Here is a 15148-nt window from a genome sequence, read left to right as displayed (position 1 = left end):
CCGAACGGGCCGCCCGCAGCGCCGAATCGACGTCGGCGGAGCGCGCGCGGCCGCGCCGACGGATCCCGCTGACGGCCTTGCCCTTTCGATACGAGAATGACATTCTGTCCGAACCTAGAATGTCATTCTATTCGAGAGAAGAGTGTCGATGGCGCGTACTCGTGTCCATGCCACGTCCCCGGCGCGAACGACGCGCGCGGGCGACCGACGGCGCATGCGATGGTTGCGAACAGCACGTCCGGGCGGAGGTGTGTTCACCGCGACGGTGGCGGCGCTCGGCTGCCTGATCGGATCGGTGGTCGCGACGCAGCCCACGGTCGCTCACGCCGTACCCGCCGCAGGGAACGCGGCCGATCCGGTGGTCGTCGGACCGGTGACGGGCGGGCGCGGGCATCCGCAGTTCGTCGCACCGTTCGTGCTCGACGAATACGGTTACAGCGTCACCGAATACCTCGTCTCCGGCACCGCGCGCGCCTATCGGACGGCCGCCCCGCCCGCGCCGTACAGCACGCGCATCATGGTGTACCGGCCGACCGACCCGGCGCGGTTCAGCGGCAATGTGGTGCAGGAGTGGGGAAATGTCACGGGACAGATCGACGCGTCGGTGGAACTGGTGTGGTCCTACCGTCAGATCTTCGAGTCCGGTGACGCCTTCGTGCACGTGACCGCCCAGCAGGCCGGGGTGTGCGGCATGGGACTGTCGGGCACGCCGGACGTGGCGGGCGGGGTCTGCGTGCCCACGTCGCTGCGCGGCACCGATCCCGCGCGCTACGGCACGCTGACCCACCCCGGCGACATCTACGCCGACGACATCTTCTCCCAGGTCGCGCAGGTGGTGCGCCGTCCCGTCGCGACGGCGCCGCTGGGCGGTCTCACCGCGCGGCAGATCATCGCGGTCGGCGAATCGCAGTCGGCGATCGCGTTGGACAACTACATCCTGTCCGGCGCCGACGCCGCCACCCGCGTTTTCGACGGGTTCGTGATCGACGCCGACGGCCACACCGAGAAGCCGCGCGCCTACCGGGTGCCGACGGTCACGGTGTGGAGCGAGGAGTCGGCCCGTCCCGAGCACGTGCTCGCCCCCAACCACGCGACCTGGTCGGTCGCGGGCGCGGCGCATACCGATCATTGGTTCATCGCCGAGGTCACGAACTGGGCGGCGCACAGTCTGCTCGGCGCGCCCGCGCACGGCCGGGCCGAGCAGGAGGTCGCGGAAGTCGGCAACGGGGACTACGGAACGCAGGGCCCTGGCGCCTCGCTGACCTGCGCGGGGAACAACCAGTTCCCGCGCAGGTACGTGGTCGACGCGGCGATCGCCGCCGTGCAGACCTGGGCGTCCACGGGTGTCCCCGCGCCGCAGCCCCCGCCGCTGCGATTCACCGGCGGATCCGTCGTTCCCGAGCCGGGGCCCGCGGTGCGCGACGGTCTCGGCGTGTTGATGAACGCGATCAGCCCCGAACTCGGCGGGATCGATGTCGTGGAGCTGCTCGGCGTCCCATGGGCCCTGGCTCGCGACGGCGACGACAACGCCATCGGCGGACTGCGGCTGCCGCCGATGACGGTTCCGGTGGCGGCCTACGACGGAAGCCTGTGCGTCGCCGCGGGCACCACGACGCCGTTCTCCCCGCAACGGCTTCGCGAGTTGTATCCGACGCACGCCGACTATGTCGCGCGCGTGATCGACGCGGTTCGCGATTCGGTGGACCAGCGCTTCCTCACTCGCCGCGACGGCGTCGAAATGATCTCTCGCGCTTGCGCTTCGGCGATTCCGAACAACGGGACCACCCCGCCCGAGCAGCAACCGGGCGAATGCTCGCAGGTGGAGGCCGCGCTGGGGGCGTGAGGCCGGTTGCGTGTTCGTCGGGGGAGCGGGCGCGGTCGAGGTGATGGCCTACGGCGGACGGATCTGCGGGTCTGTCCGCCGTGGCGTTTCGGTACCGGGACGGGTGCGGGACGCTCACGCGGCGAACCGATCCGGCCCGAGGAACGGGTGCCTCGAACGCCGCGCGAGGCTCAGTTATAGCGGATTTCAGCCTTATCTAGAATATCGATCTACCTAAATGGGAAACTACGTTCTAATATTGGCGAAGTCAGATTCTAGCGAGTCGGGAGGTGTGGAGTGGGTGGCCACATCCGGGTCGTGATCCGCACGCACAGCGAGGTGTTCTGGTGACCGCTCGGCCGCTTCCCGTCCCCGACGAACTGTCCGCTCCGTACTGGGCCGCGGCCCGCCGCCACGTTCTCGCGCTCGCCCGGTGCGGACACTGCGCGATGTTCACGGTGGCCCCCGGCCCGATCTGCCCGCATTGCCGCTGCTCGACGCCGGAGTTCGTCTTCGAACCGGTCAGCGGACGCGGCACCGTGCGGTCGTGGACCGTGATCCGCCGCGCCACACTGCTCGGTTTCGGCGAGGACGTCCCGTACTCGCTGGTCGACGTCGAACTCGACGAGCAGACCGAGCTGCGCGTGATCGGCAGGCTGCTCGACGGACCGACCACCCCAATGCGGCATGGCCTGCGCGTTCGAGTCGCCTTCGAAGACGTCACCGAGGAGTTCTCGATCCCCGCTTTCACGCGGGCGGCGCCCTGGTGAAAGTCCTGGCCCGCCTGCCACGGACCCGAGCGCGATGACACCGGTGTCCGCGCTTTCCTGAAATTCGACCACCTGGTCATCGATGAACCGCGATGACCTCGACGCAACCGCAAGGAGTTTCGATGTCCGCTTCCGAGCCCAACCTGGACTGGCTCATCTCGGTCGACGACCACATCCTCGAACCCGCGAACCTGTGGGTGGACCGGGTGCCGCGCGCCGACCGGGATCGCGCGCCGCACATCGAGGTCGACGACAAGGGCATGGACGCGTGGGTCTACGACGGCAAACGATTCCCCAGTTCGGGACTGTCGGCGGTGGCGGGCAAGTCCAAGGAGGAGTTCAGCCCGAAATCGCTGTCCTACAGCGAGATGCGCCCCGGCTGCTACGACGCGAAGGCGCGCCTCGAGGACATGGACCGCGCCGGAATCCTGGCCTCGCTGTGCTTCCCGACAGTGACGAGGTTCTGCGGGCAGTTGTTCATGGAGGCCAGTGACCGGGAGTTCGGGCTGGTGTGCCTGCGCGCCTACAACGACTGGATGATCGAGGAGTGGTGCGCCGCCGCGCCGGGTCGCTACATCCCGCTGGTGCTGATCCCGATGTGGGATCCGGCCCTCGCGGTGACCGAACTCGAACGCTGCGCGGGCATGGGCGCGACCACCTTCGCGTTCTCGGAGAACCCGGCGCCGCTGGGGCTTCCGACCATCCACGACGCGGGCGGCTACTGGGATCCGGTGATGGCCGCGGCCAACGATCTCGAGATGGTCGTCTCGATGCACGTCGGCTCGTCCTCGACGGTGCCGCAGATCGCCCCCGACGCGCCGTTCCTGGCCAACCTGGCCTGGGGCGCGACCCGCACCTCGGGCGCGATGCTGTCGTGGCTGTTCAGCGGCATGTTCCAGCGTTACCCCAAGCTGAAGATCGCGCTGTCGGAGGGGGAGATCGGCTGGATGCCGTACTTCCTCGAACGCGCCGAGCAAGTGCTCGACAAGCAGCGGCACTGGGTGAAGAAGGGCATGAAGTTCGGCGAACACGAAGTCAGCCGCAACGTCGACCTCGACACCCTCGATGTCCGGGCCACCTTCCGCGACCACATCTACGGCTGCTTCATCGAGGACGCGCACGGCATCGCGAGCATCGCCGAACTCGGCGCCGACAACATCATGTGCGAAACCGATTACCCGCATTCGGATTCGACTTGGCCGAACTGCATCACCGTGGTGCGCGAACTCATCGGGCACCTGCCGCCGCGGACCCAGTACAAGATCCTGCGCGGCAACGCCGAGCGGCTCTACCGTTTCACCCCCGCCGAACCGCCGGTCCTCGCGGGGGTGTGAGATGCCGCGCTGGACTGTCGATGTGGACCGGGAGGTCTGTTCGGGGTGTGAGGTCTGCCGCGGCTACGCGCCGGGCAGCTTTCGTATCGACAGCGGCGGGCAGGCCGAATTCCTCGACCCGCCCGCCGACGCGCTGACCGATATCAGGATGGCTGTCGCGAATTGCCCGACCGGTGCGTTGCGGCTGCTCGAAGACGCTGTCAGCCACGATCAGGGAGTATGAGCAGTGCTGTTGAAAGACAAGAGCGCGGTGATCACCGGCGCCGGGTCCGGGGTGGGTGCCGCTTCGGCGTTGCGCTTCGCCGAGGAGGGCGCGCACGTCGTGTGCGCCGACATCGATGCCGGGCGCGCCGAGGAAACGGTGCGGCGCGTCGAGGCCGTCGGCGGCACCGCGGTCGCGGTGGCCTGCGATGTGGCCCGCGAATCGGAGGTGGCGGCGGCGATCGAGCTGGCCGCCGACCGGTTCGGACGCGTCGACATCGTGTTCAACAATGTCGGGATACCAACCCCGCGGCTCGGCTCCGCGCTCGAGGACCACACCGCCGAGGATTTCGCGGCCCTGGTCGCGGTCAATCTGGGCGGGGTGTTCTACGGCTGCAAACACGCGGTGCTGCGGTTCAAGCGACAGGGCGGCGGCGGTGTCATCCTCAACACCGGTTCGGTGGCGGGGTTGGTCGCGTGGGGCGGTTCGGTGTACGGGGCGACCAAAGGGGCGGTGCACCAGCTGACCCGCGCGGTCGCGATCGAGGGCGCGCCGTTCGACATCCGCGCCAACGCGCTGTGTCCGGCGGGTATGCCGTTCACCGGTTTCATGGCCGCGGGCGGGATGGGCGAGGACCCGCAGACGGTGGCGCGCGCCGCGGCGAGCACCGCCGCCAATCATCCGCTCGGGCGGGCGATCACCGCGCGGGACTGCGCGGAGGCCGCGGTGTTCCTGGTCTCGGATCGCGCCGTCAACATCACCGGCGTCCTGTTCCCGGTGGACGGCGGCTATGTCGCGAAATAAGACGCCGATGACATCGACTAGTCCGCCCCCCTCCCTGGACCGCGACCGCGTGCGCGAATTGTTCGACCTGCGCGGCCCGCACATGGCGCTCTCGGGCGGCTGCTACGACGGCGACCCCTACCCCGCCTGGCATCGCCTGCGCGAGCGGGCCGAGGTGCATCCCGGCGTCGTCCACGAACTCACCGGCTACGACCAGCCCGCCTATTTCGCCGGGCTGCCCTTCCCGGATCGGCCGCACTACTCCGCGTTCAGCTTCGCCGCCTGCGACACCGCCTACCGCAATCCGGAGATCTTCGCCTCATCGCCGGTCCCGGTGGACCCCAACACCGGCGACCTGAACCCGCTCAACAGCATGCTGTCCATGGGCGGGGCCCAGCATCGCCGCTACCGCACGCTGGTGCAACCCTCCTTCATGCCCGCCAAGGCGGCCTGGTGGATCCGCAACTGGATCGCCGAGACCGTCGCGCAGCTCATCGACGGTTTCGTCGGCGACGGCCGCGCCGAACTCAATGTCGACTTCTGCGCGGCCATCCCGGTGCTCACCATCACCGGCAGCTTCGGCGTTCCGGTGTCGGAGGCCCTGGATATCCGTGCGGCGCTGCGCGATCCGCGTGCGCTGGTCGACAAGCTGGCGCCGATCGTGGCCGCGCGCCGCGAGCATCCGCGCGACGACCTGATCAGTGTGCTGGTCGCGGCCGAGCTCACCGGGGAGGACGGAAAACCGCAGCGGCTCACCGACGCCGAGATCTATTCCTTCGCGATCCTGTTGCTGACCGCGGGTTCCGGCACGACTTGGAAGCAGATGGGGATCGTGCTCACCGCCCTGCTGCAACGCCCCGATGTCCTCGCCGCGGTCGAGGCCGACCGCACCCTGCTGCGTCCCGCGGTGGACGAGGCGGTGCGCTGGCTGCCGACCGACCCGATGTTCTCCCGATATGTCACCCGCGACAGCGACTTCCACGGTGTGGCGCTGCCCGAAGGCGCGGTCGTGCACCTGTGTCTCGGCGCCGCCAACCGGGATCCGGCCCGCTGGGAACTGCCCGACGAGTACGACATCACCCGCAAACCGCGTCCGTCGTTCGGCTTCGGCAGTGGCGCACACGCCTGTCTCGGCATGCATCTGGCCCGCGCGGAGATCACCACCGGCGTCAACGCCCTGCTGGACCGCCTGCCGAACCTACGCCTTGACCCCGACACCGAACCACCCCGCTTCATCGGCATGTACGAACGCGGAGCCACCGAGATCCACGTCCGCTTCGGCTGACCGCACCCGAGTTCCCGCTACCCGCCTTGAGCGCGCGTCGCCGCCCGCCGACGCGCGCGATCGGGCTCGGAACGTGGGGGTGTCGACCCGCGGATCAACCGCCGTCGTCGACGGTTTCGATCGGCGGTAGCCACGCGACGGCGTTGTCCGCGAAAGACTGGTGCAGCGGCGTCAGATCGCTGTGGTCGTCCAACGACATCATGGTCACCCCGACCGATTCCGGCGCGTCGCCCTTGGCGGCCACGGTCGATCCGCAGATCGAACAGAATCCACGCGCGATCCGAGGGTAGGTCTCGTACCAGGTGGGTTCACCGCCCGGTCCGGTCCAGATCAAGATATCGGCGGGAAATCCCACCCACGCCATGACCGGTGTCCCGCCGAGACGCTGACAGTGTTCACACGAACACAGGTGTGGCCAGATCGCGGGCGCGTCGGCCCGGTAACGCAGATTCCCGCACAGGCACCCACCCTGGTACAACAGGTTCTCCCTCGTCCCGCCGATATCGCTCGAGTGCTCGCCACAGTAGTCGACTCCACCGACACCGACACCGACCTCCCGACCGTCGTGGCCTGCAACGATTCGGTCCGCGCCGTCGGCCGACACGAACGGCGGGAATCGCGGTCGCCGTTCGCGTCTCAGGTTTCGCGCAGGCTGTCGCGCACGCGGAACTTCTGCACCTTGCCGCTGGGGGTGCGGGGGAAGTCGGCGACCACGTGGATCTGTTCGGGCCATTTCTGTTTGGCCAGGCCCGCTTCGGCGAAGTGGGCGCGCAGGTCCTCGATCGTGGGTGCGACGGCGTCGGTGTGCAGGCGAAGTACCGCGGCGACCTGTTCGCCCAGGCGGGCGTCCGGGGCGGCGACGGCGACGGCTTCGGCGACCGCGGGCATGGTCGTCAGTACTTCCTCGACTTCCATGGCGCTGATGTTCTCGCCGCCGCGGATGATGAGATCGGCGGTGCGGTCGGTGATGGTCAGGAAGCCGTCCTCGTCGAGGACTCCGATGTCGCCGGTGTGATACCACCCGTCGTCGTCGAACATGGCGGCGGTGAGGTCGTCGTCGGTGTAGCCCAGGCACAGATCCGGTCCGCGGCTGAGGATTTCGCCGCCCGCGTCGAGGCGGATCTCCACGCCGGGTTGTGGATCGCCGTCGGTGTGCAGGCGTTTGGCCGGTGGTTCGTCGTAGGAGCACGCGGTGATCGAGGGGTGTTCGGTGCTGCCGTAGGACCGCGAGACCAGCAGTCCCAGCGCCGTGAGCCGTTCGGTGACGGCGCTGGGCACCGGAGCGCCGCCCATGCCCGCGTATTTCATCCGGCGCAGGTGGTTGTCGGTGAAGTGGGGGTGGTCGATCAGGCTGGTCATGTAGTAGGGGACCCCGCCGGAGACGGTGAGGTCGTATTCGACCATCAGGGCCAGCACCCGTTCCGGGTTCCACACGTCGATCAGGTCGATGCCCGCGCCGTCCATGACCGGCAGGAGGAAGGCGCTCACCATGCCGATGAAATGGCCGACCGGTGCGGCGCTCAGTTGCGCGCCGAGGTCGGCGGGGCGTCGGCTCGCGAGTTGCCTGGCTTCGCAGGCGAGGGTCTGGTGACTGTGCACCACGCCTTTCGGGGCGCGGGTGGTGCCCGAGGTGAACGCGATGAGCGCCGCGGCGGCCGGATCGGTCGCGGCGACGCCGGGGTAGGGCTCGGGTGCGAGCAGTCGCGTGAAGTCGGTGGCGGGGTCGGGGCCGCCGACGATCCCGACGACGGGGACCCGCGAATAGGTGGCGGGGTCGTACTCCAGGGAGCCGAATCGCTCGGCGGTGACGAAGACGCGCGGTGACGCGGCGTCGAGGATGCGTCCGACCTCGGTGCGGCCGTAGATGTGCACGATGGGCACCACCACCGCGCCGAGGAAGGTCGAGGCCCAGAAGGTGGCGGCGGCCTCCATCCAGTTGGGCAGTTGGAAGGCGATCACGTCGCCCGCGCCGACGCCGCGGGCGCGCAGTCCGGCGGCCAGGCGCCGTGCGGTGGTTTCGACCTCGCGGAAGGTTCCCGACCACGGCCGGGCCTGCGAGTGCACGCGCAAGCGGGCGTCCGGCGCGGCGCGCAGGCCGCGGGCCAGCAGTTCGCCGAGGGTCTCACGGGTCCACCACCCTTCGGACTCGTAGTGCTGAGCGAGGGCGGGGGGAACGACGCGCATAGTTGACTCCATGTCCCGCGGCGCGCGGGACGCTTGTGGTCGAGACGAGGCCGCTGAAAGTGTGAGTCCGACTCTCGCATATCTTGGAGAGTGACTCTACCGAATTCGAGAATATCACTCTCTAACTTGCGGCGAACGCGGGGACCGAGAAATGTTGATCTCGGCAGACACTCGGACCGGGGAGACGATCAGCTCCAAGGAAGGGGACACCCGTGGCGACCATGCCGGATCCGTCGGCCGAAGGCGACGTGCGCGCGCACACCCCGCCGTGGGCCGATCGCGCCGCCGACCGCTCCCGCGCGGTGCGGCGATCGCGCGCCCGCAGCGTGGAGCAGGCGGGGGCGATCGTGGCTGCCGCGCGTCGACTGCTGCAGACCGAAGGCGCGGCGCTCACCACCCAGGAGTTGTCCAAGGAAGCGGGCATCGCCCTGCAGACCTTCTACCGACATTTCGCGGGCAAGGACCAACTGCTGCTCGCGGTGTTCGAGGACGTCATCGCCGAACGTGCCGCCGAGCTCGAAGCGGCGGCGAGCGCCCTTCCCGATCCGGTCGAGCGGCTGCGGTACTACATCGTCGGCGTGCTGCGTTCCCTCGGCGTGCACGACGGCGTCGGTTCCCGCTTCGTCACCGCCGAACACTGGCGACTGCACGAGCTGTTCCCGGCGGAGATGCGCCAGGCCAATCAGCCCTTCGCGGATCTGATCGAACACGAGTTGCGCGAGGCCGCCGCCGCGGGGCTGCTGCATCCCAACGATCCGGCGACCGACGCGTGGCTGACGATGAAGCTGGTGATGTCGGTGTTCCACCACTACGCGTTCACGCCGTCGCGGGACGCGGGCGCCGTCGCCGAACAGCTGTGGTCGTTCTGCCTGGCCGCCTTCGGCGCCGGACCGCGCGTCTAGCGCGCGCTCGAGCTCAGCGCGCTCCGGTCTCGACGGTCGGCGTCCTGGACACCGACGATCCTCCGAACGCGGCGAGGCAGAACGACCAGAGCCGCTCGGACATGTCGCCGATGTCCTCGCCGGGGGCGAAGGCGTAGTGGTGGAACACCGACATCACGAGTTTGACGGCCAGCCAGGCGTCGGCCGCGGGATCGCTCGGGCGCAGTTGACCGGCCGAGGCCGCTTGGCGCAGTTCCTGTTCGAACAGATCGACCACGGGCCGGGTCGCCTGTTCCATTTCCGTGGGGAACAGCTGATAGAGCCGCCAGTGCTCGGCGGAGGCGAAGGGCGTTCCGGTGACGTGCACCGCCTGTAGGACGCTCACCAGGAAGAAGCGCAGGCGCTGAACCGGATCGGGCAGATCGCGCGCGGCCTCGCTGAGCAGGGCGGCCGCTTCGGCGATGACGTCCTCGAACACCGCGAGCAGCAGTTGATCCTTGCTGGGGAAGTGTCGGTAGAGGGTCTGTAGCGCGATGCCCGCTTCCTTCGAGACCTCCTGGGTGGTGAAGGCCTTGCCCTCGGCCAGCACGAGTCGGCGGGCGGCGGCGACGATGACCGTGGCCTGTTCGACGCTGCGAGCACGCGAACGCCGCACCGACGGCGACCGCTCGGCCGCGCGCTGGGCCCACGCCGCGAGCGGGGCGTCGGCGCCGTCGTCCGGTGACGGGTTCGATGTGGTCACGGCAACGCCCTTTCGTATCGGTTCGTGAACTGCGGATGTGTCGAGACTTCCACTGTGAATCCCTTTCCCGCAACTTGCAGAATCAGGTTCTACTTTGACGTAGACTCTCGATCCGATAGTTGCGAGACTGTGACTATTGCATGGGCGTTCCGTCGCGGATGCCACCTCGAGGAAGAGGACAACAGTGAGAACGAAATCGAGACCGGTGCTGCTGATCGCCCTCGCGCTGGTACTGCTGGCAGGCTGCGCCAGGCAGGGATCGGGACCGGAAGAGGGGAGCCACGGTGAGCCGGGTTCCTCGGTCCCCGCCGCTTTCGGGGACCTCGGCCCGGTGTGCGGAAAAGGCGCGCCGACCGAGTCCTCGGCTCGAGGCGTGACCGCGGACGCGATCACCGTCGGCGTCTTCACCGACCTCGGATTCACCAAGAACACCGAATACGTCGACGCGTCCGAGGTTTTCGCGAAGTGGTGCAACGAGCACGGCGGCATCGCGGGACGCGAGATCCGGTTGAACATCCGCGACACCCGGCTCACCGAGGTCCGTCAGCGCATGCGCGAATCCTGTCGCGACGACTTCGCCATCGTCGGCGGGATGGCCGGACTGGACTCACTCGGTGTCAAGGACCGGTTGTCGTGCCTGCTGCCGAGCTTTCCCGCCCAGATCGCCCAACCGGGAAGTATCGCGGCCGATCTCGAGGTCAGCGCGGCACCGACGGCGCTGCCCCGCCACGATCTGGAAACCGGATTCCGGCAGTGGCTGGTCGAGGAGGGCTACCCGGAGTCGAAATCCGCCATCGGCATGGTCGACGGCGACTCCCCGATCACCAAGGTCTTCGCCGACAAGGCGCAGGAGAGCCTCGAATCCCTCGGCGCCACCGTCGTCTACCGCGACCGGTATCCCATCGCGGGCGTGGCCGACTGGACGCCCTACGCGTACGCGATCAAGGACAAGCAGGTGCGCGGACTGATCTTCAACGGCGAACCGGCGCAATTGCCGAAACTCGAAGAGGCACTGACCGCGATCGGATACCGCCCGGACTGGATCGACGCCAAGAACAACAACTACACCGAGTCCTTCCTGAAGGCCGCGGGACGCTCGATCGAATTCCAGAACAACGTGATCGACCTCTACGGCGTCGCCCCCTTCGAGAAGGCCGACAGCGTGCCCGCGCTGCGCCAGTTCCAGGACATGTTCGCCCGGTACGCGCCCGACGCCGAAATGTCGCTGCCCCAGGTGCGTTCGATCTCGGCGTGGCTGCTGTTCGCCCGTTCGGCGGCCGAGTGCGGCGACCACCTCACCCGCCGCTGCCTCTACGAGCACGCCGTCGCCGAAACCGCCTGGACCGGTGGCGGATTGCAGGCCCCCGTCGACCTGTCCGACCGAGAAGAGCCGGTCCACTGCTTCAACGTCGAACGCGCCACACCCGCCGGATGGGTCCCGGTCGACCTCGGCACCGGAACGTCGCTGTACCGGTGCGGCGTGCGGCACTACCGATTCCAGAAGGACTACGGCGCGCCGATGACCCTCGCCGATGTCGGCAAGTCCATGACCGATCTCAACTGAGGACCGATCTCGACCGAGCTGTTGCGCGGCAGTTGTCCCGACGTTCATCGTGGCAGCGGATGCGGTGACGCACACGGTGAAAACACGTCCCGTACTATCGCGGGCGGAGACTCCGCCGGGTGATCGAAGGGGGACGGTGTGGGACCTCGCCTACCGGCGACCACGCGCAACGGCGCGGTGTGGTTGCGGCGCTTCGCCGCCACCACGCCGGGACTGCTGATCGCGCTCGCGGTCGTGACGGTGACGCTGTGTCTGCTCGCCGGCATCACCGGCGCCGACCAACTCGGCGCCAAGGTGTCTCGGCACGAGCGCGTACTCGCCCACACCGAACCGGTCGCCTTCGCCGCGCAACGCCTGTACGTCGCGCTCTCGGCGGCCGACGCGGCCGCGGCCGAGGCGTTCCTGTCCGGCGGCATCGAGAGCCCGCAGGTGCGCGCCCGCTACCAGCAGGCCCTCGCCGACGCCGCGGCCGCGCTCGCCGACGCCACCGTCGGCGCCTCCGACGAACGCACCGGGCAGATCGTGGCCAGGATCGCCGCCGATCTGCCCGCCTACACCGGGCTGGTGGAAACGGCGCGCGCCAACAACCGGCAGGGGTTTCCGGTCGGTTCGGCCTATCTGCGCGAAGCGTCGGCGCTCATGCGGGATTCGCTGTTGAAGAACGCCGAGGCGCTCAGCGGCGACCGGTTCGCCGCGGTCCGCGCCGACCAGCGCGACATCGCGGCGGTGCCGGGCACGACGGTAGCGTTGCTCGCGCTGGCGCTGCTGGCGTGCGCGCTGGGGTCGTGGCTGTTGGTGCGGCGCACGAACCGGTGGGCCAATCCGGGTCTGCTGGTCGCGGCGGGCGCGGCGCTGGCGGCGCTGCTGTGGATTCTGGCCTCGGGCGCGATCGCGGCGGCCGCGCTCGACAACGACGACTCCGGTCCGAGCAGGCGATTCGAAACCCTCGCGCGGGCACGGATTCTGGCGCAGCAGGCCCGCACCGACGAGACCTTGCAGTTGATCGTGCGCGGCGACATCGCCCAGGGCGAGCAGAGCTACGCCGAACACGTCGGTGATCTGCGCGCCATGCTCGACACCGGCTCCCCGGCCGCCGCCGAACTCGGGATGTGGGTCGAAGGGCACCGCACCCAGGTCGCGGCGTACCGGGCGGCCGACTACAACGCCGCGCTACGCCAGGCGATCGGCACCGACGCGACGAGTTCGGCGACGCGTTTCGTGGCCGTCGACACCGCGATCGGCGCCGACCTGACCGCCGTGCGCGCGGATCTGCGCGAGCGGGTCGACGACGCCGGTGACGCGTTGAGCTGGAGTCCGATGGTGACGCTGCTGCTCATGTCGGTCGCGGCGGTCGCGGTCGTGGTGGGGCTGTGGCCGCGGTTGAAGGAGTTTCTGTGAACCACAGGGCGATACGGCACGCGCTGGCGGCGCTCTGTCTGACGCTCGTCGCGGGCTGCGGCGCGGGGGTGTCGGCGCCGGATCCGGCGGCGGTGCCCGCGGTGGCGCCGACACCGCACGAGTTCGCGGAGATCAAGGAGCCGCCGCAGTCGGAGGAGGACTGCGACGCCGAGGCGAGTCTGCGTCCGGGCCCGCTGCCCTCGCCGGGCGCGATGCCGGCGGGCACGCCGATGGCGGCGATCGCCGAACGCGGCCGGGTGCGGGTCGGCGTCGACCAGAACACCTACCTGTTCGGGTTCCGCGATCCGTCCACCGGTCAACTCGAAGGGTTCGACATCGATATCGCGCGTGAGATCGCGCGCGCGGTGTTCGGCGACCCGGCGCGCATCGAGTTGCGTTCGGTGACCGCGGCCGAACGGCTGACCGCGCTGCGGGAGAATCAGGTCGACCTGGTGGTGCGCACCTTCTCCGCGACCTGTCAGCGCCGCCAGGACGTCGACTTCTCGACGGTCTATTTCCGGTCGGGGCAGCGCATCCTGGTGCCGACGAACTCCACGATCCGCTCCAAGGACGATCTGAAGGGCAAACGGGTCTGCGTGGCCAAGGGCACCACGTCGGCGGGCCCGCTGTTCGCCCTGCCCACCCGCGTCGCGGTGTTCGGGGTGACGAACTGGACCGACTGCCTGGCCGCGCTGCAACAGGGTTCGGTCGACGCGGTCAGTGGCGACGACCCGATCCTGTTCGGCCTGGTCGCCCAGGATCGTAATCTGTCGGTGGTCGGAGAATCCATCGGATCGGGGGCCTATGCGGTCGGCGTCGCCAAGAACAATCCGCAGCTGGTCCGTTTCGTCAACGGGGTGCTCGAACGCATCCGCGCCGACGGCACCTGGCAGCGGATCTACGACCGCCATCTCGGCGTGCTCGGTCCCGGCGCGCCGCCGAATCCGCGGTACAGCGATTGAGCCCGCGAGCGAGGCGCGGATGAGCGAGGCGGACCCGAGGATGCTCACCCTCGCCCAGATCGACGGCGAGTTGCGTTTCCGCTCCGAGGAATTCGAGCGCATCACCGCGACGCTGCTGGAGTTGGACCGCCATCCGGGCCTGACGCTGATCCGGCGTTTCCCGCCGACCGGGGTCACCGAACGGGCGTGGGTTCCGGTGCGCGAGGCGCTGGAGTCGATGTGGCAGGACCACACCCGGCTGCGCACGATCCTGGAGGCCGCGCGCACCGTGCGCGGGGTCCGCGCCCGCGTCGACGACGCCGCGCGCGTCGAGTTGACCAGGTTGCTGCGCGAGGGCATCGAGGTGTCGCGCACCCCGATCCCGATGGCGCTGCGCTCGCTGACCGGCCCGAGCGAACAGGTGCTGACGGCGGGCCCGGCCGAGACGGTGCACCGGATGCGGTCCGGTTTCCCTCGGGTGGCGGAATTCCTGGACGCCGTCGACGCGGTGAACACCAGGATCATGTCGGGGCTCGTACCGATCCAGGACCGGGTCGACGCGGCGGGCGCGCTCGCGGGTGAACTCGCCGAGGTCCAAGCCGGGATCGCGGATCTGCTGCGGCGCTCGGCGACCGACCCGCTGGCGTTGACGCCGGAGGAGATCGACGCACGGGTCGCCGGACTCGACGCGATGCTGAAGAGCCGGGCGGGGGCGTTGGCGCGCGCGGCGGCGATCCGCGCCGACTGGCCCGCCGCGCTCGCACGGGCCCGCGCGGGGTGGGAGACGGTGCGTGCGAGCGCCGAACACCACGACCGGGTGCGCGCCGAGGTCGAGGCGAAGATCAGCACCGGGCCGCTGCCGCCGCGCGAGATCCTCGACGCGGGACTCGTAGCGCGTGTGGACGCGTTGGCGGCGGGCGCGGTGGGTGAGCTGATGGCGGCGCAGGCGGCGATCGACGAGGCGTCGGCGCGGGTCGCGGCGGCCACCGAACTGTTGCAGGGTCTGCTGGATCGTCGCGCGGAACTGCGCGGTCGGTTGGCGGCGTACCGGGCCAAGGCGGCGAGACTGGGCGTGGTCGAGGATCATGAGGTGCTGGCGGCGGCGCGGCTGGCCGAGGAGTTGGCGGCGCGGCGGCCGTGCGATCTGGCGGCGGTGACCCGCGCGGTCGCCGATTATCAGCGTGTCGTCGGGGAGAAGTCGGGGAGGAAACCATGATCTGCGCCGAACCGGGGTGCGGTGGG

At 69.4% G+C, this 15148-nt stretch carries 14 protein-coding genes; 11 read left to right on the top strand and 3 right to left on the bottom strand.

Features of this window, described 5'->3' with window-relative positions; genetic code table 11:
* The first annotated feature begins 250 nt into the window (after positions 1-250).
* The 6 genes from IT779_RS29550 (at position 251) to IT779_RS29525 (ending at position 6196) form a co-directional block, all read left to right on the top strand.
* Complete coding sequence (locus IT779_RS29550) at positions 251-1843, top strand: alpha/beta hydrolase domain-containing protein (protein WP_196152737.1); 1593 nt, start codon at positions 251-253, stop codon at positions 1841-1843.
* Positions 1844-2169: 326 nt separating this feature from the next.
* On the top strand, positions 2170-2592 hold the full coding sequence (locus tag IT779_RS29545) for a Zn-ribbon domain-containing OB-fold protein (protein ID WP_196152736.1): 423 nt from the start codon (positions 2170-2172) through the stop codon (positions 2590-2592).
* Positions 2593-2714: 122 nt separating this feature from the next.
* Entirely contained in the window at positions 2715-3926 is a 1212-nt protein-coding gene (locus tag IT779_RS29540) for an amidohydrolase family protein (RefSeq protein ID WP_196152735.1), read from the top strand.
* Position 3927: 1 nt separating this feature from the next.
* A complete protein-coding gene (locus tag IT779_RS29535) occupies positions 3928-4149 on the top strand; it encodes a ferredoxin (protein ID WP_196152734.1) in 222 nt (73 codons plus the stop codon).
* Between the two features lie 3 nt (positions 4150-4152).
* A complete protein-coding gene (locus IT779_RS29530) occupies positions 4153-4932 on the top strand; it encodes an SDR family NAD(P)-dependent oxidoreductase (RefSeq protein ID WP_196152733.1) in 780 nt (259 codons plus the stop codon).
* Positions 4933-4939: 7 nt separating this feature from the next.
* Positions 4940-6196, top strand: a complete 1257-nt coding sequence (locus IT779_RS29525) for a cytochrome P450 (RefSeq protein ID WP_196152732.1) — start codon at positions 4940-4942, stop codon at positions 6194-6196.
* 94 nt (positions 6197-6290) lie between these two features.
* On the opposite strand, the gene IT779_RS38595 is transcribed toward IT779_RS29525, so the two are convergent.
* A complete protein-coding gene (locus tag IT779_RS38595) occupies positions 6291-6929 on the bottom strand; it encodes a GFA family protein (RefSeq protein WP_196152731.1) in 639 nt (212 codons plus the stop codon).
* Positions 6833-8380: an AMP-binding protein gene (locus IT779_RS29515; RefSeq protein WP_196152730.1), complete on the bottom strand. Its 1548-nt coding sequence runs from the start codon at positions 8378-8380 to the stop codon at positions 6833-6835. Before IT779_RS29515 ends, IT779_RS38595 begins: the two co-directional genes overlap by 97 nt.
* A gap of 221 nt (positions 8381-8601) precedes the next feature.
* Here IT779_RS29515 and IT779_RS29510 point away from each other — a divergent pair, with 221 nt between their 5' ends.
* Complete coding sequence (locus IT779_RS29510; protein ID WP_196152831.1) at positions 8602-9282, top strand: TetR/AcrR family transcriptional regulator; 681 nt, start codon at positions 8602-8604, stop codon at positions 9280-9282.
* Positions 9283-9295: 13 nt separating this feature from the next.
* Here IT779_RS29510 and IT779_RS38590 read toward each other — a convergent pair whose 3' ends face one another.
* Complete coding sequence (locus tag IT779_RS38590) at positions 9296-10003, bottom strand: TetR/AcrR family transcriptional regulator (protein ID WP_196152729.1); 708 nt, start codon at positions 10001-10003, stop codon at positions 9296-9298.
* 184 nt (positions 10004-10187) lie between these two features.
* Between IT779_RS38590 and IT779_RS29500 the strand changes: the two genes are divergently transcribed.
* The 4 genes from IT779_RS29500 to IT779_RS29485 all read left to right on the top strand — a co-directional run bounded on the left by IT779_RS29500 (position 10188) and on the right by IT779_RS29485 (position 15122).
* Entirely contained in the window at positions 10188-11567 is a 1380-nt protein-coding gene (locus IT779_RS29500; protein ID WP_332839028.1) for an ABC transporter substrate-binding protein, read from the top strand.
* 138 nt (positions 11568-11705) lie between these two features.
* Positions 11706-12965, top strand: coding sequence for a hypothetical protein (locus tag IT779_RS29495; protein WP_332839027.1), 1260 nt, complete (start codon positions 11706-11708; stop codon positions 12963-12965).
* A complete protein-coding gene (locus tag IT779_RS29490; RefSeq protein ID WP_196152728.1) occupies positions 12962-13927 on the top strand; it encodes a glutamate ABC transporter substrate-binding protein in 966 nt (321 codons plus the stop codon). The genes IT779_RS29495 and IT779_RS29490 overlap by 4 nt, the downstream gene beginning before the upstream one ends.
* A gap of 19 nt (positions 13928-13946) precedes the next feature.
* The gene (locus tag IT779_RS29485; protein WP_196152727.1) at positions 13947-15122 is read left to right on the top strand and encodes a hypothetical protein; all 1176 of its coding nucleotides are present in this window, start codon (positions 13947-13949) and stop codon (positions 15120-15122) included.
* Positions 15123-15148: the final 26 nt, after the last annotated feature.

Source organism: Nocardia bovistercoris (assembly GCF_015674855.1).
Taxonomy (GTDB): domain Bacteria; phylum Actinomycetota; class Actinomycetes; order Mycobacteriales; family Mycobacteriaceae; genus Nocardia; species Nocardia bovistercoris.
This window is presented reverse-complemented; position numbering and strand designations above follow the sequence as displayed.